General features: G+C 62.7%; 20 protein-coding genes. 18 read left to right on the forward strand and 2 right to left on the reverse strand.

Annotated elements, in window-relative coordinates; genetic code table 11:
- The 18 genes from VMH22_00230 to VMH22_00315 all read left to right on the forward strand — a co-directional run.
- On the forward strand, positions 1 to 448 hold a 448-nt coding region (locus tag VMH22_00230; GenBank protein HTW90120.1), incomplete at its 5' end, for an NADH-quinone oxidoreductase subunit C.
- A gap of 82 nt (positions 449 to 530) precedes the next feature.
- Positions 531 to 1763 (forward strand): nickel-dependent hydrogenase large subunit, encoded by a 1233-nt coding sequence (locus tag VMH22_00235; protein HTW90121.1) that lies wholly within the window; start codon positions 531 to 533, stop codon positions 1761 to 1763.
- Complete coding sequence (locus VMH22_00240) at positions 1764 to 2789, forward strand: complex I subunit 1 family protein (protein HTW90122.1); 1026 nt, start codon at positions 1764 to 1766, stop codon at positions 2787 to 2789.
- Complete coding sequence (locus VMH22_00245; protein ID HTW90123.1) at positions 2789 to 3262, forward strand: 4Fe-4S binding protein; 474 nt, start codon at positions 2789 to 2791, stop codon at positions 3260 to 3262. The genes VMH22_00240 and VMH22_00245 overlap by 1 nt, the downstream gene beginning before the upstream one ends.
- 273 nt (positions 3263 to 3535) lie before the next feature.
- Complete coding sequence (locus VMH22_00250) at positions 3536 to 3769, forward strand: hypothetical protein (GenBank protein HTW90124.1); 234 nt, start codon at positions 3536 to 3538, stop codon at positions 3767 to 3769.
- A gap of 392 nt (positions 3770 to 4161) precedes the next feature.
- Positions 4162 to 4434 carry an AtpZ/AtpI family protein gene (locus VMH22_00255; GenBank protein ID HTW90125.1) on the forward strand — a complete coding sequence of 91 codons (273 nt, stop codon included), beginning with the start codon at positions 4162 to 4164 and terminating at the stop codon, positions 4432 to 4434.
- Positions 4431 to 4715: a hypothetical protein gene (locus VMH22_00260; protein HTW90126.1), complete on the forward strand. Its 285-nt coding sequence runs from the start codon at positions 4431 to 4433 to the stop codon at positions 4713 to 4715. The genes VMH22_00255 and VMH22_00260 overlap by 4 nt, the downstream gene beginning before the upstream one ends.
- Positions 4690 to 5406, forward strand: a complete 717-nt coding sequence (gene atpB / locus VMH22_00265) for a F0F1 ATP synthase subunit A (protein ID HTW90127.1) — start codon at positions 4690 to 4692, stop codon at positions 5404 to 5406. The genes VMH22_00260 and atpB overlap by 26 nt, the downstream gene beginning before the upstream one ends.
- Before the next feature lie 130 nt (positions 5407 to 5536).
- A complete protein-coding gene (gene atpE / locus VMH22_00270; protein ID HTW90128.1) occupies positions 5537 to 5866 on the forward strand; it encodes an ATP synthase F0 subunit C in 330 nt (109 codons plus the stop codon).
- A 91-nt stretch (positions 5867 to 5957) separates the two neighbouring features.
- Positions 5958 to 6473 carry a F0F1 ATP synthase subunit B gene (atpF, locus tag VMH22_00275; GenBank protein HTW90129.1) on the forward strand — a complete coding sequence of 172 codons (516 nt, stop codon included), beginning with the start codon at positions 5958 to 5960 and terminating at the stop codon, positions 6471 to 6473.
- Positions 6474 to 6536: 63 nt separating this feature from the next.
- The gene (gene atpH / locus VMH22_00280) at positions 6537 to 7058 is read left to right on the forward strand and encodes an ATP synthase F1 subunit delta (protein HTW90130.1); all 522 of its coding nucleotides are present in this window, start codon (positions 6537 to 6539) and stop codon (positions 7056 to 7058) included.
- Positions 7055 to 8572 carry a F0F1 ATP synthase subunit alpha gene (gene atpA, locus VMH22_00285; protein HTW90131.1) on the forward strand — a complete coding sequence of 506 codons (1518 nt, stop codon included), beginning with the start codon at positions 7055 to 7057 and terminating at the stop codon, positions 8570 to 8572. The genes atpH and atpA overlap by 4 nt, the downstream gene beginning before the upstream one ends.
- On the forward strand, positions 8550 to 9395 hold the full coding sequence (gene atpG / locus VMH22_00290) for an ATP synthase F1 subunit gamma (GenBank protein HTW90132.1): 846 nt from the start codon (positions 8550 to 8552) through the stop codon (positions 9393 to 9395). The genes atpA and atpG overlap by 23 nt, the downstream gene beginning before the upstream one ends.
- 99 nt (positions 9396 to 9494) lie before the next feature.
- Entirely contained in the window at positions 9495 to 10871 is a 1377-nt protein-coding gene (atpD, locus tag VMH22_00295; protein ID HTW90133.1) for a F0F1 ATP synthase subunit beta, read from the forward strand.
- Positions 10872 to 10875: 4 nt separating this feature from the next.
- On the forward strand, positions 10876 to 11163 hold the full coding sequence (locus VMH22_00300) for a hypothetical protein (protein ID HTW90134.1): 288 nt from the start codon (positions 10876 to 10878) through the stop codon (positions 11161 to 11163).
- 11 nt (positions 11164 to 11174) lie between these two features.
- The gene (locus VMH22_00305) at positions 11175 to 12095 is read left to right on the forward strand and encodes a GNAT family N-acetyltransferase (GenBank protein HTW90135.1); all 921 of its coding nucleotides are present in this window, start codon (positions 11175 to 11177) and stop codon (positions 12093 to 12095) included.
- A gap of 75 nt (positions 12096 to 12170) precedes the next feature.
- Positions 12171 to 13859: a phosphatidylglycerol lysyltransferase domain-containing protein gene (locus VMH22_00310; GenBank protein HTW90136.1), complete on the forward strand. Its 1689-nt coding sequence runs from the start codon at positions 12171 to 12173 to the stop codon at positions 13857 to 13859.
- 117 nt (positions 13860 to 13976) lie between these two features.
- Positions 13977 to 15080: a flippase-like domain-containing protein gene (locus tag VMH22_00315; GenBank protein ID HTW90137.1), complete on the forward strand. Its 1104-nt coding sequence runs from the start codon at positions 13977 to 13979 to the stop codon at positions 15078 to 15080.
- A gap of 495 nt (positions 15081 to 15575) precedes the next feature.
- Here the strand turns inward: VMH22_00315 and VMH22_00320 are convergent, their stop codons facing one another.
- Together VMH22_00320 and VMH22_00325 are read right to left on the reverse strand one after the other, a co-directional pair.
- Entirely contained in the window at positions 15576 to 18260 is a 2685-nt protein-coding gene (locus VMH22_00320) for a hypothetical protein (protein ID HTW90138.1), read from the reverse strand.
- Positions 18261 to 18269: 9 nt separating this feature from the next.
- Positions 18270 to 20069, reverse strand: coding sequence for a S41 family peptidase (locus VMH22_00325; GenBank protein HTW90139.1), 1800 nt, complete (start codon positions 20067 to 20069; stop codon positions 18270 to 18272).
- Positions 20070 to 20193: the final 124 nt, after the last annotated feature.

Below are 20193 nucleotides of genomic sequence, written 5' to 3' on the forward strand. Positions count from 1 at the left end.
CAAGGTCAAAGAGCACTTCGGGGACCGGTTCACCGTCACAATCCCTCATCCGAACCGGGCCTGGATTACGGTGAGCGTCGAAGAGCTGCCGGAACTGGCGAAGTGGCTCAAGGACGACCTTGGTTACTACCATTGTTCGACTATCACCGGGCTCGACTCCGGCGAGGTGTTCGAGGCCCTCTACCACGTGACTGCCGGGGCCGGCGAACTGACCCTGCGCGTGGCCGTGCCCAAGACCAACCCGCACCTGCCGACCCTGACCGCGATCTGGCCCGGCGCCATCCTTTACGAGCGCGAACTGCAGGACATGTTCGGGCTGGTGATTGACGGCCACCCTGACCCGCGGCGCTACGTCCTGCCCGAGGACTGGCCGGACGGAGTCTATCCGCTGCGCAAGGATTACGTCTACACCTACCAGGAAGCGCCGCCGGCCAAGCGAGGCGAATAGTGAAGAGAGAATTGAGAATAGTCAAATCCGAATCCGACTTTCACTCTTCACCCTTGTTAATTCACTCTTTGCTCGGAGTAACATGCCGACCATCAAGGTACCGCTAGGCCCTCAGCACCCGGCCCTGAAAGAACCGGAGAGCTTCAAGTTCGAGCTTGACGGCGAACGTATCGTCGACGTCGACGTCCGGATGGGCTATGCCCACCGCGGCATTGAGAAAGGCTTCGAGGCCCGCAACTTCACTCAGGGCATCTACCTGGCCGAACGCATCTGCGGCATCTGCTCCCACTCGCACACGACTCCCTTTGCCCAGAACGCCGAGGAGCTGCTCAAGCTCGAAATACCGCCCCGCGCCAAGTGGATCCGTTCGCTCGTCGGCGAGCTGGAGAGGATTCACAGCCACCTGCTCTGGCTCGGCGTCGCCGGCCACGAAGTCGGGTTCGACAGCCTGTTCATGTACACCTGGCGCGACCGCGAACTCGTGCTCGACATGCTTGAGCACATCTCCGGCAACCGGGTGCACTATGGCATGAACACCATCGGCGGCGTTCGACGCGACATAAGCGCCGAGCAGGTCACCAAGCTCAAGGAGATGAACGACATCGTCACGGCCCGCACTGACTACTACATCAAGATGTGCACGGCCGAGCCGACGTTCATGGCGAGAATCTCCGGCGTCGGGCCCCTGACCACACAGCAAGCCCTTGACCTCAACGCGGTCGGTCCGATGGCCCGGGCCTCGGGCGTGAAGCGCGACGTTCGCAAGGACGACCCGTACGCGGCCTACGGTGAAATCCCGTTCGACGTCATTACCGCCGACTCCTGCGACATCCTGGGCCGGGCCGTAGTCCGCGTCTTCGAGCTGCTCCAGTCGGTCAAGATTGTCGACTACATCCTGAAGAACATGCCTGCCGGCGACATCAAAGTCAAAGCCCCGCGCAAGATACCGTCCGGCGAGGCGATTGCCCGCTACGAAGCCCCGCGCGGCGAGAACATCCATTTCATGAAGTCGAACGGCACCGAGAAGCCGGACCGCGTCAAAGTCCGCGCCCCCACCTACGCCAACATGCCGGCCACGATTGTGAGCCTCAGAGGCGGCTATGTCGCGGACATCCCGATTACCGTGGCGGCAATCGACCCGTGCTTCTGCTGTGCCGACCGGATGGTGCGGCTCGTAGACCCTCGCAAGGGTCGGAACGACCTCCTGAGCTGGCCCCAGCTCCAGCAGTACTCACGCGATTGGCTGAGGAAAATGGGGACTGTCCCGCGCTCAGAGCGCTCCGGGGGACTGTCCCCGATTTTCCGAGGTATCTAGGTGGAAGCAGTCAAAGTACTACTCTACCTTCTGGTCTTCCCGGGCGCTATCTTCCTGTTTGCGTTCTCCACCTTTGCTGAGTGGTTCGACCGCAAGGTCTATGCCCGGCTCCAGAACCGCATCGGCCCGCTCCACACCGGCAGTCACGGCCTGCTCCAGCCGGTGGCCGACTTCTTCAAACTCATGGCCAAGGAAGACATTGTCCCGGCCGCTGCCGACAAAGGCATCTTCAACGCCCTGCCCCTTATCTCCTTTGCCTCGGCCCTGGCCGGCTTCCTGATGATACCGATATTCCGGGCCCATCTGCCGTTCACATCCTTCCCGGGCGACCTCATCGTCATCCTCTACCTGCTCTCTATCCCGACCATCATCTACTTCCTGGCCGGCTGGCACTCCACCAACTACTTCGCGATGCTCGGCTCGTTCCGGAACCTCACCCAGCTCTTCGGCTACGAAGTCCCGCTCTTCCTCGCCCTGCTTGCTCCGGGAATGCTCGCGGGCGTATGGCAGGGAGGCATCTGGATGCCCACAAACTGGCAGATCGCGGCCGTGGGCCGTTTCTACATGACCCACGCCTACCTGATTCCGGTCAACATCATCGGGTTTGTGGTCGCCCTGATTGCCCTCCAGGCCAAGCTCGAACGCGTCCCGTTCGACGCCCCGGAAGCCGAGACCGAGATCGTGGCCGGCGCCCTCACCGAGTACTCGGGCAAGAAACTGGCCCTCTTCCGGCTCACTGTGGACATGGAGCTCGTGGCCGGCTCGGCCCTCATCGCCGCGGTCTTCCTTGGCGGGTTCATACTGCAACCGGTGATGCTCGGCTCGTTCGACATCTCCCCCTTCCTCTCCTTCATCCTGTTCGTCTTGAAAACCCTGTTCGTGGTCGCCCTCCTCTCCCTGATGCGGGCGTTGATGGGACGACTGCGCATCGACCAGACAATCGCCTTCTCATGGCGCTGGCTCGCCCCGCTCAGCCTGGTCCAGATACTGATATCGGTTGCCCTCAAAGCGTTGGTGAGGTTCTAATGGCCAAGCGCAAAGCCGCCGCGATGCTGCCCGAGCTGCTTAAGAATTTCTTCAGCAAGCCGGACACCGTCAAATATCCATTTGAGAAACTCACACCGACGCCGGAGTTCCGCGGCCGGATGGTCTGGGAAGCGGACAAGTGCATCGGGTGCCAGGCCTGCGTCCGCGACTGCCCGACCGGCGTGATTGACATCGTCAAAGCCGCGCCGGACGTCAAGAAGTTCAACGCCACCTATCGGATGTACCTCTGCATCTTCTGCGGCCAGTGCGTTGATTCCTGCCCGGTACACTGCATCCACTGGACCAGCGCCTTCGAGCTGGCTGCCGACAAACGCCAGACTATCCAATACGACTGCAGCGCGGAAGCCATCGAACTCGCCCGCAAACAGGCAGCCGAGAAAGCAGCCGCAGCCGCCGCCAAAGCCACGGCCACGCCCGCGCCCGAGCCCCCGCCCGACACTCCCGCGGCCTAGCCCTCTCTCCCGCCCCTCCGCGTTCCCCCTCACTTCTAGCTTCAGCCTTCGTCCGAATCCACCGCCTCTTCGTGCCCTTCGTCCATTCAAGGCAGACCATTCGCGCTTCGGGCTTCGGACGTACCGCCCTGGCCCCGACGCCGAGGACGGGTCTCGCCCGAACGGAGTCAGAGGACAACCGCCAATGGTACCAAGTCTCAACCTGACCATCCGTGAGAGGCTCCGCATTCGAGACGGACCCTTCTTCAAACCAATGCCGAGATGAGGCCGCGCTTGTGTCCCGAGAAGTATCCGGAGAAGTACGCCGGGAAGTACCGGCAGAGGTGTCTTCAGTTGTGTCGCGACTTGCGTCGACACATGTGTCTGCACCTTGATAGCGACCTAAGTCTCGACCTTGACCTCAACCTGAACCTCTTCCTGTTCCTGCACTCGTTCCAGCAGTTGTTTCGCAAGTCGTTCGCGTTGTTGTTCGACTGGTTGTTCGATCTGGAGTATCCGCAGTTGTAGGATTTGTCGTACCTCGAACCATATCGGCAGACGCAACCCGGGGAGCGGTCCCTGGGCCGCCCACTCCACGGCAGAATTGTAGTCCGGCTGTGCCAGACCACCATATGTAGATTGTCGGGGCCGACCACACGCCCGCCCGCAATCGCACGCTGCGTGTCACCCGTGTTGGAGAAACCACGGCCTCAGGACGCAGAACGGCTCGACTGACGCTGAAGGGACAAGGACTCTCCCTTGCCGCGGCGGGAGCGCGACGGCACCGACAGCCACCGGATGCGGCGCTAACGGTAAGTGTCAATGGCAATACTAGCTGTCCCTGCCTGCATTCGCTTGATACCTCGGCGCTTGGGGCTATAATTGGCCGCCTCGAAGTGACAACCAGCCACGCTAGCAGCATGATACCTTTCGTACCCCGCGTCCGCCACCAGGCGCGCGGATCCGCTGGCACGGACTCCGAGTCAGGCCGCCAGCAGATTGTGCGGGCCGTCAACGGCAGCACGCTAGGTCTGACCTTCGCGTTCTCGGTGTTGGTCGGCTTCGCGATCGGGTACGGGCTCGACCGGCTGTTCCATACCAGCCCGTTACTGATGATAGTGTTCATCCTGCTGGGACTGGCATCCGGGATTCTCAACATCGTCCGCGCAATCAAGGACACATCCTCGCAATGAGGTTCTTCTACGGCCTGTTGCTGGGCTTCGCCGCGACCGGGGTCAACTTCATCGTGCTCTACGGGGTCGTAAGCTGGCTGGTCAAAGGCAAGGCCAGCCCGGCGCGATACATCGCCCCGCTGTTTCAGTTCATCCGCTACGGCGTCTTCGGTGTGATTGTATACATAGCCCTGTGGCACCATATCGGCTCACCGGCCGGCCTGCTGGCCGGGGTGACTCTCGGTATAGTCGCGTTCCTTGTCTGGCAGGTTATCAATGCCCGAAATCGGCGAAGCAGTTAAGTACCATCTCGGCGTACCGGTCCCGCTCCTGATGAGCTGGGTGACGGTGGTCGTCCTCTTCGCCCTGTCGTTCTTCGCCACGCGCCGGATGCAGCTCATCCCGCGCGGGCTGCAGGCCGCGTTCGAGCTCGCCTTGGGCTTCGTATTCGGCCAGGCCGACGACATCGTGGGCGAGCAGGCCCCGAAATTCTATCCGCTGTTCCTCGGGCTGTTCCTGTTCATTCTCACCGGCAACCTTCTCGGCCTCGTTCCCGGGTTCATGTCGCCGACCGCCAACCTCAACACGACCGTGGCGCTGGCCCTCATCGTCTTCTTCAGTATCCACTTCTTCGGAATCAAACAGCACGGCCTGTTCGGGTACTTCGCCAAGTTCTCGGCCGGCGTTCCCTGGTGGTTGAAGCCGCTGATGACCCTGATCGAGCTCATCAGTGAAATCGCCCGGCCGCTTTCCCTCTCTTTCCGTCTGTTCGGGAACCTCATGGCCAAAGAAATACTGCTCGGTATCCTCGCGTTCCTGGCCATCACGTTCTTCCAAGCCGGCGGGGTCATCAACACTACTCTGACCATCGTGCCGATTCTGCTGAGGCCGCTCATCATCCTGCTCGGCCTCCTGGTCGGATTCCTGCAGGCATACATATTCACGGTGCTGGCGATGTTCTACATCGGCGGCGCAATCAAGAGCCACAGTTAATGGAGAACCGGATAATGCAGAAATCAGATACCAGAAACCAGATGTCAGAACGTCCGACAATTCTGAATTCTAGTCTCTGCATTCTGAATTCTGGTTTGTTCGACTCCCCTCAGCGACAAAGGAGTAACTCATGAAGAAGTCTATCGCGCTGGCAATCCTCACGACCGCCGCAGCGGCATTCGCGCAGACGGCCAACCCGGGCGTCGCGTCGTTCTTCACCGGCATCCAGGCCGCCGCGGTCATCGCCATGGCCGTCGCCGCATTCGGCTGCGCCCTGGGTCAGGGCAACGCCATCGCCAAGGCGCTCGAGGGTATCGCCCGTCAACCTGAGGCCGCGGGCAAGATCCAGGGACCGCTGCTCATCGGTCTGGGGTTCATCGAGTCGTTGGCCATCTATGTGCTGGTCATCGCGCTCATCATCATCTTCGCGAACCCGGCGGTCACGGCAGTCACGCACTGATGACCAAAGAGATAAGGGGGCAAAGCGATAGAGGGACAAAGGGCGAGGCACTTGATCCCTTGATCCCTCGATCCCTTGGCCCCTCTTCCTCATGGTAAGCATCGAACCCGTCCTGCTCCTGGTCCAGCTCCTGACCTTCGGGGCTGCGGTCTTCCTGCTCTGGAAGTTCTTCTGGAAGCCGCTCAAGGGCTTTATGAAGAACCGCGCCGACCGCATCGAGAACGACATCCGCAGTGCCGGCGAGCTCAAGAGCGAAGCTGAGAACCTGAAACAGAAGTGGGACGAGCAGATGGGCGAAGCCGAAGTCAAGGCCCAGGCGATTATCCAGCAGGGCGTCGAGCAGGGTGGCTTCCGGCGCGACGAAATAGTCCGTGACGCCGAAGCCGAGGCCAAGCGGTTGCTCGACGACGCGAACGTGCGCATCGCCGAGGAGAAGAGGAAGACCGCCCGTGAACTCAGGACCGAGACGGTTGCGCTGGCGATGCTCATCGCCGAGCGGGCGCTGAAGCAGTCGGTCGACCCGGGGGTACAGGAGCGGCTGGTCAAAGAGTTCGCGGAGAAACTCAGTGCAAGTCCCAATGCCAAGGCGCAACCACCGAACGCATGATTCACTCCGGTAGAATCCGAACACTCGATCCCTCGATCACTCTATCCCTCGATCCCTTTTCCCATGACTGACGCCGCCCGCAGCATCGCGCTTGCACTGTTCCGTGAGACCCGCGAGCATGGCGAGATCGAGGCGGTCACGTCCGACCTGGCACAGCTTGCCCGACTCGCATCCAGCCATGAGGTACGGCGGTTCCTCTACCATCCGCGCATCCCGCTGGAAGACAAGGAACGGATACTGGCCCCGTCCGTTGGGAACGAACTGGTGCGACGCGTACTGTCGATACTGCTCTACACGCGCGCAACCGGGCTGATTGCCGCGGTGAACGCGGCGTTCGTGCGGCTCGTGCGGCGCGAGCGCGGGTTCGTGGAAACCGTGGCGCGGGTGGCGCAACCGCTGACCCCGGCACAGGAAGAGGAAATTCGTACGGCGGTCGCGGCCGCGACCGGCCTTACTCCGGTGATGAAGGTACAGGTAGACCCGCAGCTCATCGGCGGCGTCCGCCTGACCATCGACGGCCGGGTGGCCGATAACAGCTTGAAGTCGCGGCTGGAACGACTGAAGGAGAGCTTGGAAGCCCTATGAGAAGCGAAGATATTGTCCGGCTCATCAAGGAACAGATTGAAGGCTATCGGTCGGAACTGAAGGTCGAGGAGGTCGGCTACGTCCTGCAAATTGGTGACGGCATCGCCCTCGTCTACGGTCTGGACCGCGCCCTGGTTGGCGAGCTGCTCGAATTCCCGAACGGCATCTACGGCATCGTCCTGAACCTCGACCGCGAATCGGTCGGCACGGCCGTGCTCGGCGACTACTCGGCCATCAAGGAAGGCGACGAAGTCCGGCGCACCGGGCGGGTCTTCGAGGTCCCGGTCGGCGACGGCCTGCTCGGCCGCGTGGTCACACCGCTGGGTCTGCCCCTCGACGACAAGGGTCCGATTGCCGCCGACAAGCACCGGCCGATTGAGGTCATCGCACCGGGCGTGGTCGACCGCCAGCCTGTGACTGAGCCGCTCCAGACCGGCATCAAGGCCATTGACGCGGTCGTGCCCATTGGCCGCGGTCAGCGCGAGCTCATCATCGGTGACCGCCAGACCGGCAAGACCACGATTCTGACCGACACCATCATCAACCAGCGCGGCGGCGACGTCATCTGTGTCTACGTCGCCATCGGCCAGAAGCAGGCGACGGTCGCGCGCATCATCGACAAGCTGCGCCGGGCCGGCGCCATGGACTACACCATCGTGGTCGCGGCGACGGCCAACGACCCGGCCCCGCGCCAGTACATCGCGCCCTATGCCGGCTGCGCCATGGCCGAGGAATTCATGAACGCCGGTCGCGATGTGCTCATCGTCTACGACGACCTTTCCAAGCACGCGGTCGCGTACCGGCAACTCTCGCTGCTGCTCCGCCGGCCGCCCGGACGCGAAGCCTACCCCGGCGATATCTTCTACCTGCACTCGCGCCTGCTCGAGCGCGCGGCCAAGCTATCCGACGCGCTGGGCGGCGGCTCGATCACCGCTCTCCCGGTAATCGAGACCCAGGCGGGCGACTTCTCCGCCTACATCCCAACCAACGTCGTCTCCATCACCGATGGACAGATTTACCTTGAGCCGAGCCTCTTCTACGCCGGAGTGCGGCCGGCAGTGAATATCGGCCTTTCCGTTTCGCGTGTCGGCGGCACCGCCCAGCTCAAGGCCATGCGCTCGGTCGCGGGCCGGCTCCGGCTCGACCTTGCCCAATATCGCGACCTTGCCGCATTCGCCCAGTTCGGCGCGGACTTAGGCGAGTCGGTCCGCCAGCAGCTCCGCCGCGGTGAGAAGCTCACCGAACTGCTGAAGCAGAACGAGGACGCGCCGCTCCCGGTCGGCAAGGAAGTGGCGTCGGTCTTCGCCGGCGTATCGGGCTACCTTGACGACGTACCCACTGCCAAAGTCCGCGACTTCGAGCACGGGCTGCTCGAATTCCTCGACCGTAAGCACGCGGACCTGCTGAAGAACCTGGCTGACCCGGTGAAAGGCGCGGACTTTCTGCCCGAGCTCAAGCAGGCGGTCGAAGTCTACAAGAAGGAATCGAACCTTGCAGAACCCCCGCGAGCTTAAGCGGCGCATCGCCACCATCCAGAATATCGAGCGGACGGTGGACGCGATGCAGAAGATTTCGGCCGCGCGGCTCAACCGCGAGCGAGTGCGGGTCCAATCGAACCGACCCTACATCGACGCCATGCTCGAGCTGGTCGGTGACATCGCCGCCACGTCCGACCTGTCCCATCCGCTGCTCGACGTACGCGATGGCTCCGGCTACCTGCTCCTCTGCATCGGCACCGACCGCGGCATGTGCGGTGCGTACAACACCAACGTGATGCGGGCGGCCTCCGCTTTCATCGCGACCCGCCACCGGGAACGGTTGTTCCTCGTGACCGCGGGCCGCAAGCTGCGCCGCTTCACGCCGCGCACGAACGCTACCATTATCCGAGAGGTGACGCACTTCGCTCAACCCCCCTCGACCGCTGACGTCGAGAGCGTGGCCGCGACCATCACCGATGCTTTCCTCCACAAGGACGCGGTACGTGCATACGTAGTCTACACCGAATTCCACTCGGCGGCAGGCAATCGGCCGGTGGTGAAGCGCATCCTGCCGGTCATGCCGGTGGAACGCAGAATCGGAAACTGGCTGTGCGAACCCTCGCCCCAGGCCGTACTCGACCGGCTGATGCCGCAGTACGTTCGCGCCGCCCTGCATCACGCGTTCCTGGAGGCCTCGGCCAGCGAGCACGCGGCCCGCATGGTGATGATGGAACAAGCTTCGGTCAGCGCGCGCCGCATGATTGATGAACTGACGCTGCTCGCCAACAAACTGCGCCAGCAGACCATTACCCGCGAACTCTCTGACATCGTCGGCACGGCCGAGGCCCTGTCGGGATGAGGAAATGGTGAATAGAGAAGTGAGAATAGTAAAACCGGCTTCGTGCTATCGCGTTTCACTATTCACTCTTTACCATTCACTCTTTACGAAGGAGTGACCATGAACAAAGGCAAGATCGTCCAGGTTGTCGGCCCCGTGGTTGACGTCGATTTCGAGGTCGGGCAGATGCCGGCTATCTATACCGCCCTGAAAGCCGGCACCCTCACACTCGAAGTGATGTCCCATGTCGGCGAAGGTACGGTCCGCACGATCGCGCTCGGCCCCACCGAAGGCCTGAGCCGCGGCGTCGAAGCCGAGGACACCGGCCATCCGCTCACCGTCCCGGTCGGCCGCACAACCTTGGGCCGGATGATGAACGTTATCGGCGAACCCATCGACCACAAGGGCCCGCTCGATAGCGACAAACGTTACCCGGTCCACCGCGACCCGCCGCCGCTCGCCGAGCAGGACACGCGCGTCCGCCTGCTGGAAACCGGGCTCAAGGCCATCGACCTCGACTGCCCGTTCCCCAAGGGCGGCAAGATCGGTCTGTTCGGCGGCGCCGGGGTCGGCAAGACAGTCATCGTTCAGGAACTCATCCGCAACATCGCGGCCGAGCACGGCGGCATTTCGGTCTTCGCCGGCGTGGGCGAGCGTACGCGCGAAGGCAATGACCTCTACGGCGAGATGACCCGTTCCGGCGTGCTCGACAAGACCGTGCTCGTCTACGGCCAGATGAACGAACCGCCGGGCGCGCGTCTGCGCGTGGGCCTGACCGGCGTGGCCCAGGCCGAGTACTTCCGCGATGAGGAGAACCAGGATGTACTGCTCTTCATCGACAATATCTTCCGTTACGTTCTGGCGGGTGCCGAGGTGTCGACCCTGCTGGGCCGGATGCCGTCTGCGGTCGGTTACCAGCCGACCCTTGCGTCCGACCTCGGCGCGCTCGAAGAACGCATCACCTCGACCCGCACCGGCTCCATCACGTCGGTGCAGGCCATCTACGTGCCCGCCGACGACCTGACCGACCCGGGGGTGGCTACGGTCTTCAGCCACCTTGACGCCCAGGTCGTGCTCTCGCGCGAAATCGCCGCGCTCGGCATCTACCCGGCGGTCAACCCGCTCGAATCGTCCTCGTCCATCCTGTCGCCGGCCGTGGTCGGCGCGGACCACCACCGCGTGGCGACCGGCGTGCAGAAGGTGCTCCAGCGCCACAAGGAACTGCAGGACATCATCGCCATCCTCGGCATGGAAGAACTCTCGGATGAAGACAAACTCGTGGTGGCGCGGGCGCGCAAGGTCCAGCGCTTCCTGTCCCAGCCGTTCCACGTCGCCGAGCAGTTCACCGGCCGCAAGGGCGTCTATGTGCCGCTGGCTGAAACCATCCGCGGATTCGATGAGATACTCTCGGGAAAGCACGACGACCTGCCTGAGATGGCCTTCTTCATGTGCGGCACTATCGACGACGCCGTGCAGAATGCGGAGAAGTTGAAGTAGCAGGATGGCGGACTCCTTTCATCTGCTCATCGTCGTGCCGGGCCGCACCATCTACGACGGCAAGGCCGAATCAGCCATGATGCCCGCGGCCAAGGGAATGATGGGAGTCCTTCCCGGACATGCCCCTTTCTACGGCACGATCGAGGCCGGAACGATCACGGCTCGGACGGTTCCGGCGAACACCGTGTCACTCAAGGTCTCCGGCGGGACCGTGGAAGTCCTGCCCGACGATGTCACGATTCTCGTCGAGTCCCTCGAATCCTCTCCTCAGCCCTCGGTCCCTAACCCCTAGTCCCGCTTCCTGTGACTGTCGTCCCCTACGAGAAGCTGCGTGACCCGCGTGACTTCTTCGAGCTCATGGAAGCGTGCTTCGGCGAGATCGCCGCGCCCGAACATCCCGACTTGTTTCGTCGCTACGACGAACGCCGCCGCGGTGACTTCGGCTTCGGCATCTACCGAGGCGGGACGCTGGCGTCTTTCATCGGCGTGGCCGACCTGCGAGTGAGGACTCGCTCAGGCGAGGTAGAGCCGGCTCTCGGCATCCACCATGTCGCAACCCACCCTGCCTATGCGCGTCAGGGCCTTTCTCGCCGCCTGTTCGAGTTCGTGCATGAGCGATACGCGAAAGCCGGAACGCGGTTCTCCTTCCTCTACACCAGCCGTTCACTCGTCGCTCGCGCCCTCTACGTTGACCTCGGATATGATGAAATCCCGATTGCCGGGACACAGACGCCGCGCGCGCTGCTCATCCTTCCGCCGAGCCGCGAGCGCCTGAAGCGAAACCGCACGCCCATCGCGGACCTCGCGGCTGTGGAGGGACTTTTCTTCCAAGCCACGGCCGGCAAGGTCGGGTTCGTGGTCCGTCAGCACGGCTGGCCGCTTGCGCGCCTGAAGCAGTGGAAACAGAAGCTCTCTGACATGTTTGTCGACCGCGACGGGTACGCCTTCACCCAGCCGGACACGTTTGGCCGCCGCATCGACGAGTTCATCTGCCGCAACCGGGCCGCATACGTGCGCATTCTGGACCGCATCACGGCAGCGACGCGCGGTGGGCTTGTCGACAACTACGTCCGCGACCCGCTCCTGCGAACAATCTACGAGGAACGCGGCGCACGGTTCCGGCCCGAGACCTACGCCTGCCTCATGGTGAAGTCGCTCACCAAGGCGACCTTCCGCTCCGTCTTCGGACCCAGCTTCTACCAATCCTCGGTAGACCAATTCTAGCCGAGCCGAAGTCCGGCCGCCCGGCCTTGCTTCGCCTTGACTACCAAGGGCTTGCGCGGCTAGACTTGACCGTCGATGAGCGCCGAAGTATCACCGGTTGAGCCGCAACTGCCCGGCCGAAACGCTGATTCGGAGCAGCGCTGGCCCGTCATTGTCATCGGCTCGCTGGCGCTGCTTAACGGCCTTCTGAGCGTCGGCCAGGCGTTCTTCATCCGCATCCGTGAGAATCCTCACTTCCTTACGCTTCCGCTGCCCTACGGCGTCTACCACTGGAGCCGATTGCTCGCCCTGCTCTTCGGTACAATCCTCCTCTACCTGTCGTTCCACCTGTTCCAGCGCCGCCGCGCCGCCTGGTGGATGAGCGTCGGCGGGCTGGCGCTGGCAATCCTCGTTCACAGCGGCCACAGCCGTGTTCATCATGTGCTGCTCTGGACGATATCGGCTGCCACGCTGGTGCTGCTGATCATCTACCGCCGCCGGTTTACCGTCAGGAGCGAACCAAGAAGCATCGTGCGCGGGTTCGTCTTCATGGCCGGCAGCTTCCTCTTCGCGCTGCTATACGGGACGCTCGGCTTCTATTTCCTCGACAAACGCGATTTCGGAATCGACTTCCTGCTCGATGAGGCGCTCGTTCGCACGCTGCGCCAATACCTGCTTATCGGGAACGCCGACCTTGTCGCCCATACCAGGCACGCGCTCTGGTTCCTCGATTCGCTGGGCGTAATCGGCGTGGCCGCACTGGTATTTGCGGTCTACAGCCTGTTCCGGCCGCTCGCCTTCCGACTGCGCACCCTGCCCCACGAGCGTGCCCGAGCCCTCGAACTGCTCGACCGTTACGGTCGCGTGCCCGAGCACTACTTCACCACCTGGCCCGACAAGTCGTTCTTCATGAGCCCCTCTTCCGAAGGCTACATCAGCTACCGGGTGGCGGCCGGCGTTGCCGTCAGCCTTTGCGACCCGGTAGCACCGGAATCCGCGGTTCCCGGTCTCCTGCGGCAGTTTCTTCGCTTCTGCGAGGACAACGGCTGGCCGGTCGCGCTCCTCTACACCCGGCCGGACTGGCTGTCAATCTACGATGCGGCCGGGCTGCGCGCGCTCAAGATCGGCAGCGAGGCAATCGTCAACCTCGAACGGTTCTGCACCGAAACCAACCACTCCAAGCAGTTCCGCCGGAACAAGCGGCGGCTGATCGAAGACGGGTTCTCCTTCAGCCGTCACGCGCCGCCGCATCCTGTCGAGCTGGTCCAGGAGCTTGAAACCGTCTCGCGCGAGTGGCTCAACCTGCCCGGCCGGCGCGAACGCTCCTTCGCGCTCGGCAGCTTCTCGCATGACTATGCGGCTCGCACGACCTTCTTCGTCGTCCGCGACTGGGCCGGCAGAATCGTCGCATTCGTCAATGAGACGCCGGCCTATCAGCCGGGCATGGCGACGATTGACATGATGCGCCATCGGGCCGATGCGCCGCATGGGATCATGGACTTCCTGTTCGACAACCTCTTCTGCATGCTGCGCGACCAAGGCCTGCAGCGGTTCGACCTCGGCCTTGCCCCGCTTGAGGGTGTCGGTGGACACCCCGACTCCACTACCGAAGAACGTGTAGTCCGCCAGCTCTTCGACCTTCTTGGGCGCTTCTTCCCGATGGCCGGCCTCCGCGCCTATAAGGCCAAGTTCGACCCGGAATGGGAAGACCGCTATCTCGTCTACCAGGGCGGCCCGGCTGGGCTAGTTAGAACAGCTATAGCGCTATCGAGGATACTGGCCTGATGGACGCAAGCTAAGGGTCAAGATGCAAGCTGAAACATGCAAGATGCCCGACGTCGGGATTCTGGCCGTTTTGACCTTTGGCTCTTGGTTTTTGGCTTCTAACTCGAGGCGCGGGACATGACCGGAAAACGGGGACTGTCCCGCGCCGAGTCCGACGCAGGCGCTCCGGGGGACTGTCCCCAGGTTTTCCGGAATCGTGCCCCAAACCGCTCCCGCCGGAATCTGCTCTCCGCCATCGTCCTTGTTGTCCTCTTCGCCATCCTGATTGCGGCGGTTGCCGCTGATTGGACTAACGCCCGCCGCGTGCTCCGTGCAGCCGACTGGCGGTTGCTCGCCCCGGCCCTGGCCGTGACCGCGCTCTCCTACCTTTGTTCAGCCGCTGCCTACGCCCAGTCTGTCCGCGTCTTTGGCGGCGCGAACCGGACCACGCGACTTCTCCTCGCCGGGTTCGTGTCGATGGCGGTCAACAACCTGATCACGCTCGGCAACGTTGTCGGCTACTCGGTCGGCGCAATTCTGCTCCGTGACCGCGATACCGGGCTCCGGGAAATCGCGGCCGCGTCCGCGTTCAACTCGTACCTCTACTTCGCGGTCGGCACAACCTGCCTGCCGCTTAGCCTGCTCTACGTCCTCGTCGGTCATCGCGTGCCGCCGAGGGCCGAGGCCGGACTTATGCTCGTGGTGGCACTCGGCTGTCTCCTGGCAGTGATCGTCAACCTCGCGGTTTTCAATCCCCACTTCCGCAAAGTCTTGCTGCGATTCCTCGGCAACTTGATCCCTCGATCCCTTGGTCCCTCGATCCCTCAATCGCTCTCCTCGTTCGACGACAGCTTCACCCGTGGCCTGACGGTGCTTCGCGCCCGGCCCGTGCGACTCGTCGGCCTGCTGGCGGCAATTGTCGGCGACTGGCTCTTCTGCACTGCTACGGTCTGGTTCTGCTTCGCCGCGCTGGGCATCCGGCTCCATGTCGGCGTCCTGCTAAGTGGGTTCTTCATCGCGATTGCCGCCGGCGCGCTCTCGATGCTGCCCGGCGGCATGGGCGTACAGGATGGCTCCATGGCCGGTGTCTACGCCCTGCTCGGCGTCCCCTTCGGCCCGGCTCTTCTCGCGGCAGTGCTCTTCCGGGTCGTCTACTACCTTGTACCGTTTGCGCTGGGCCTTGCTGTCTACGGGCGGCTCATGCGGACCACCGCGCGCTCCACGACTACGGAGCAGTCCTGACGCTCAGTCCAGCTCACAAAGTCACCGCGTAAGTCGCGGCGCAGGTCCCTCTCAGAGTCCCCCGGCAAGTCCCTCTGCAAGTCGCATCGAGAATCGCCGTCGCAGTCCTCTACACAGTCGCCCCTCGAACCACGCAGCGAACGCCCGTGGGAATCGAAACGTGAGTCTCCGTCCGAGTCGGTCGCGGAGTCGCCGTCGAAATCGCCCCGAAGACGGCCCGCAAGATCGCCATCCAAATCGCCTCGGATGTCGCTGTCCGAACCGCCCCGGGAACCGTTCCGGGAACGGTTCCCACCGTGGTTCCCAGAACCGTCACTTGGGCGACGTTTCCCGCGCCTAACGCTAGGTTTCTCAATTAGTTAGGTGAACCGAGCCTCGTCCAATCCCGCCAAAAGACGGTTCGGGGCTATCCTGAGTGTTGTCGCGCCCGAATGACCGCGAAATCGGGCGTCGGAAACCGCCCTCCGGGCCAGTTTGAGTCTGGGCTTCCCGCGGCTACCGGGTGATGACGACCTTGCGGATAGTCCGGGCTTGAGCTGGCGCCAGTGCTTCCCGCACGAAGTAGACGCCCGGCGCCAGCGCCCGCACATCATTCGCACCCGCCCTCAGGTTCATCACCTTGCGGCCAGAGATGTCCAACAGGCTTGCGGCTTGGGGCTTGGGGCTTGCGGCTTCCGGAAGGAACAGCATTCGGCGGACGATGGTCGGCAACGGCTCGGAGCTTGTGGCTTGAGGTTTGTAGCTCTCCTCGATTCCCGGATTCGGATTCACCTTACCCCAGATCCGGTAGGTCTTGTAGCCCTTGCCGCCCACGGTGCTGGCCCAGCCCTGATACACAAGGAGCATCTGGCCGCCGCTACCGCAGCAAAGTCTCGGGCACACCTGGTATCCTTGCTGGCTGACGACAGAACCGCCTCCGAATACGGTTCCTCCCGGCATCACCCGCGCTCCGTAGATGTCACAGTCGGTGCCGCTGCGATAGTCTTGCCACACCACAAGAGAGTTCGCACCGTCGAAGGCAATTGCAGGCATCGCTTGATGCCCCGTTCCGGTGCATACGGCGATTCCTGCCGTATCGAGCACGGCCCCGGCCGGCGTCACCCGCGCTCCGTAGATGTCGAAGTTGCTGCCGCTGCGATAGTCTTGCCACACCACAAGAGAGTTCGCACCGTCGAAGGCAAGGGCAGGATAGCACTGGTTGTACGGCGCCTGCGAGATGACAAAACCCGATGGGTCAAGCACAGTGCCCTGTGGCGTCACACGTGCTCCGTAGATGTCGCAGATGCTGCCGCTGTGGGCTTCTTGCCACACCACGAGGAAGTTCGCGCCGTCAAAGGCAAGGGCAGGAGTCCATTGCTGGCTCGCCGTGGTTGAGATTGGAAGGCCTGCGGGGTCGAGCACCGTGCCCTGCGGCGTCACCCGCGCTCCGTAGATGTCCCAGTAACTGATGTCGCTGCGGTCGTCTTGCCACACCACGAGGAAGTTCGCGCCGTCAAAACCCACGGCAGGGGACCACTGGTCGTTTGCCGCGTGCGAGATGACGATCCCCGCAGAGTCGAGCACTGCGCCCTGCGGCGTCACCCGCGCACCATAGATGTCGGCTCCGCCGCCGCGGCTATCTTGCCACACCACGAGGAAGTTCGCGCCGTCAAAGGCAAGGGCTGGTGAGCACTGGGAGTCTGTTGCCTGCGAGATGACAAAGCCCGCCGGGTCGAGCACCGAACCCTGCGGCGTCACCCGCGCACCGTAGATGTCCCAGCCGCCGCCGCCTCGGTAGTCTTGCCACACCACAAGGAAGTTCGTACCGTCATAACCCGCCGCGGGGCGGTACTGATCGTTTACCGCCTGCGAAATGACAAGGTCCGCAGAGTCAGGCACCGTGCCCTCCGGCGTCACCCGCGCACCATAGATATCGCCGTCGCTACCGCTACGGCGGTCTTGCCACGCCACTAAGAAGTTCGTGCCGTCAAAGGCAAGCGCAGGAACCTGTTGGCTGTCTACTGCCGCCGAGACGACTATTCCGGCGGTGTCGAGCACCTCTCCTGCAGGCGTCACCCGCGCACCGTAGAGGTCGCTGACGCCGTTGCGATCGTCTTCCCAGGCCACGAGGAAGTTCGCGCTGTCAAAGCCGACGGAAGGCGTGCACTGGTCGTGTGCTGCCTGCGAGATGACAAAGCCTGCGGAGTCGAACACCGCGCCCTGCGGCGTCACTCGTGTACCGTAGATGTTGTAGTCGCTGCCGCCGCGCCGGTCCTGCCAGACAACCAGGAAGTTCGCGCCATCAAAAGCAAGGACTGGATATTCTTGGGTTGACACTGCAGTCGATACGGCTACTCCAGCTATATCAATCACCACTCCAGCCGGGGTCACCCGTGCACCATAGATGTCACCATAGGGCTCGCTGCGGCAGTCCTGCCACACCGCGAGGAAGTTTGTGCCGTCAAAGCCGATGGAAGGGGTGCACTGGTCGTGTGCCGCCTGCGAGATGACGATGCCCGCGGAGTCGAGCACCGCGCCCTGTGGCGTCACCCGCGCACCGTAGATGTCGTAATAGCTGCCGCTGTGATATTCTTGCCACGCCACGAGGAAGTTCGCGCCATCGAAGGCAAGGACAGGAGAGCGCTGGGAGTCTGCTGCCTGCGAGACGACAAAGCCTGCAGAGTCGAGCACTGTGCCCTGTGACGTCACCCGCGCACCGTAGATGTAGGCGCTGCCGCCGCGGTAATCTTCCCACACCACGAGGAAGTTCGAACCGTCAAAGGCAAGGGCAGGAGAGCGCTGGGAGTCTGCTGCCTGCGAGACGACAAAACCTGCAGAGTCGAGCACTGTACCCTGTGGCGTCACCCGCGCACCGTAGATGTCGCTGCCGCCGCTGCGATTGTCTCGCCACACCACGAGGAAGTTCGCCCCGTCAAACGCGACCGCAGGTTCTGACTGGTCGTTCGGCGCAGGCACGAGGGTAGCGCTTGTGTCAATCAGAAACTCGCCATCGTCGAGGACGGGGACCGAGGGTTCACGGGTTCTCGGATTCGAGCCGGCTGAATGGACCTGCCGGGCGACCGTGTTCGGGTCAAAGCCGGGTCGCACAGAAGCAACCAACTGAGTCGCCGTTCCTAGCCGCTGACCGATGGCTGCCGACAGTACGCAGCCAAGGGCGAGAAGTAGTGACAGAGGCTTCATCTTGCCTCCTTACTCTGTGATTACGACCTTGCGGACAACCTGCGCTTGAGCTTGGGCTTGTGCCTCGTGCTCAAAGTACACTCCCGGCGCCAGCGCTCGCACATCATTCGCACCCGGGCGAAGTATCAACACTTTCCGCCCTGCCGCGTCAAACAGGCAGCTTGGGCTTGCGCCTGAGCTTGTGCTTTCCTTGAGGTACAGCACGCCGCTGATGATGGTTGGAGTTTTCGTCACTCGTACTTCGTGTTTCGGCGTTTCCTCCGCTGTTCCTGCGGTGCTGTCAATCCAGGCGATCGCTGCCTCGACGACCACGTCCTTTCCGTTCGCGACCGCGTCGCGTGTGTGCCAGACCGGCACGTCAACCGGGAACTCCCGGTGTGTGAGGAAGTACGTTGTATCGGAGGCCAGGCACGCCTCACCCACCGCATAGTTCGCGGCCCAGCCGGTGGGCATGCTCAGCTCGGTCGGCGCGTTGAATGCGGTGTTGGTCGACTTGCCGAAGGTCTTCACACGGGGGTGGAATGTCATGCGGAACGCGACCTGGTCGCCTGAGCTCACCGCGCCCGGTCCGACCAGAACCGCAATCGGCTTGTCGTAGCCGACCCCGTTGCCCGGTATCTTGAAGCCGCTTGCAGGGCCAGTCACAAACATGGCATAGTGGTTACCGGGGTCGCTCCGAGCCGTGAAGCATATTGTCTCCGTCGAGTCACGGAACAACAGGTTCAGCCCGCTGTCACTCAGGGACATGTCGCCGCCCTCGTTGAACCGGAAGTCGACGATGATGCCCTTGAGCGTCGCGTCGCTGACGAGCGCGTTGACCGCATTGTAGAACTCGTGCCCGGCATTGTACCACCACACCCAGCCGTAGATGTAGCCGATATGGGTTCCGCTCACGATGCCATAGGTGACCGAGGGCGAGCCAACAGTGTCAGGCATCGGCACACCGGGAATGTCCAACTGGTCAGTCGCGAACAGGGACATGCTGTGCCCCACCAGCAGCGAAGTCGGCAGGTGCTCGGTATCGCCGGTCGAGTATTTGACAATGTCTATGGTGTCGAACAGGTGCCAGTTCATGCCTGCGGCGTTCAGCAGTGAGTGAGTCATCGCGGTACTGCAGCTACCCCAACACCATTGCTTCCGGATCGGCAGTTGCGCATCTTGCAGCTCGCGGAGGATGTCGGTCCAGGGACGTCGGTCATACCCGAGGATGACGTCGCCCGGCTGCAGTCCCAGGGGGTGATTCTCGGCCACGCGATAGACCAAGAGCGAGCTGTCGGGCAGCGGCGTCAACCCAGCCCCAAAATGCCCAACGTCCATCCAACCGGCGACAATCCATAGTGGTACGCCCGGCAGCAGTTCGGTACCGTTTACGGTCAGGTCACTGATGCTAGTGTGCCCTTCTCGCAGCGCCATTGCCAGGTGCTTCATGATTGCGGCAAACCTGCCGCGACTCACCGTGTCCTCAATTTCCCATCGGTACACTGACCGAAGGGAATCCCAGTTCACCGTAAGGTTGTTGAAGCAAGCGAAGCTGTCATCAACTGTGTTCCAGAATTGGTCGAAGATTGCCAGTTCTTCGTCGACCGGCAGTCCCGGTCCCCAAGTGGAATCAATCACCCGCTGCCAGTCGGTCTTGGAGTAGTGCCCGGGTTGCTTCGGTATCCAGTGCGGCGGCGGGCTGGCATTGATTGCCGGCTCGCCGAGCCAGATCGGCGTAGTGACCGGCGCGGCGGAGTAATCCGCATACGCGGCCACGACGACCGCCACAAGGCCCAGGACCACAAGCAATATTCGTCGAGTAGAAACCATTTCTTACCTCCTGTGGGTTATAGGTTCCCCTCACAGAACCGAACGTGACCATTTCGGTCATTCGGCTCTTCATGAACACTCCCGCTAAGGAGAGGGTAACGCCGATATATCCTCGGTCGGGGAA

The sequence above is a fragment of the bacterium genome (assembly GCA_035505375.1).
Taxonomy (GTDB): domain Bacteria; phylum Hydrothermota; class Tepidihabitantia; order Tepidihabitantales; family Tepidihabitantaceae; genus UBA2258.

Bases quoted from the DNA above. Each gene is read 5' to 3' on its own strand.
- VMH22_00235 (HTW90121.1), top strand. From the start codon at position 531: ATGCCGACCATCAAGGTACCGCTAGGCCCTCAGCACCCGGCCCTGAAA.
- VMH22_00245 (HTW90123.1), top strand. From the start codon at position 2,789: ATGGCCAAGCGCAAAGCCGCCGCGATGCTGCCCGAGCTGCTTAAGAAT.
- VMH22_00255 (HTW90125.1), top strand. From the start codon at position 4,162: ATGATACCTTTCGTACCCCGCGTCCGCCACCAGGCGCGCGGATCCGCT.
- VMH22_00260 (HTW90126.1), top strand. From the start codon at position 4,431: ATGAGGTTCTTCTACGGCCTGTTGCTGGGCTTCGCCGCGACCGGGGTC.
- atpB (HTW90127.1), top strand. From the start codon at position 4,690: ATGCCCGAAATCGGCGAAGCAGTTAAGTACCATCTCGGCGTACCGGTC.
- atpE (HTW90128.1), top strand. From the start codon at position 5,537: ATGAAGAAGTCTATCGCGCTGGCAATCCTCACGACCGCCGCAGCGGCA.
- atpF (HTW90129.1), top strand. From the start codon at position 5,958: ATGGTAAGCATCGAACCCGTCCTGCTCCTGGTCCAGCTCCTGACCTTC.
- atpH (HTW90130.1), top strand. From the start codon at position 6,537: ATGACTGACGCCGCCCGCAGCATCGCGCTTGCACTGTTCCGTGAGACC.
- atpA (HTW90131.1), top strand. From the start codon at position 7,055: ATGAGAAGCGAAGATATTGTCCGGCTCATCAAGGAACAGATTGAAGGC.
- atpD (HTW90133.1), top strand. From the start codon at position 9,495: ATGAACAAAGGCAAGATCGTCCAGGTTGTCGGCCCCGTGGTTGACGTC.
- VMH22_00300 (HTW90134.1), top strand. From the start codon at position 10,876: ATGGCGGACTCCTTTCATCTGCTCATCGTCGTGCCGGGCCGCACCATC.
- VMH22_00310 (HTW90136.1), top strand. From the start codon at position 12,171: ATGAGCGCCGAAGTATCACCGGTTGAGCCGCAACTGCCCGGCCGAAAC.
- VMH22_00315 (HTW90137.1), top strand. From the start codon at position 13,977: ATGACCGGAAAACGGGGACTGTCCCGCGCCGAGTCCGACGCAGGCGCT.
- VMH22_00320 (HTW90138.1), bottom strand. From the start codon at position 18,260: ATGAAGCCTCTGTCACTACTTCTCGCCCTTGGCTGCGTACTGTCGGCA.
- VMH22_00325 (HTW90139.1), bottom strand. From the start codon at position 20,069: ATGGTTTCTACTCGACGAATATTGCTTGTGGTCCTGGGCCTTGTGGCG.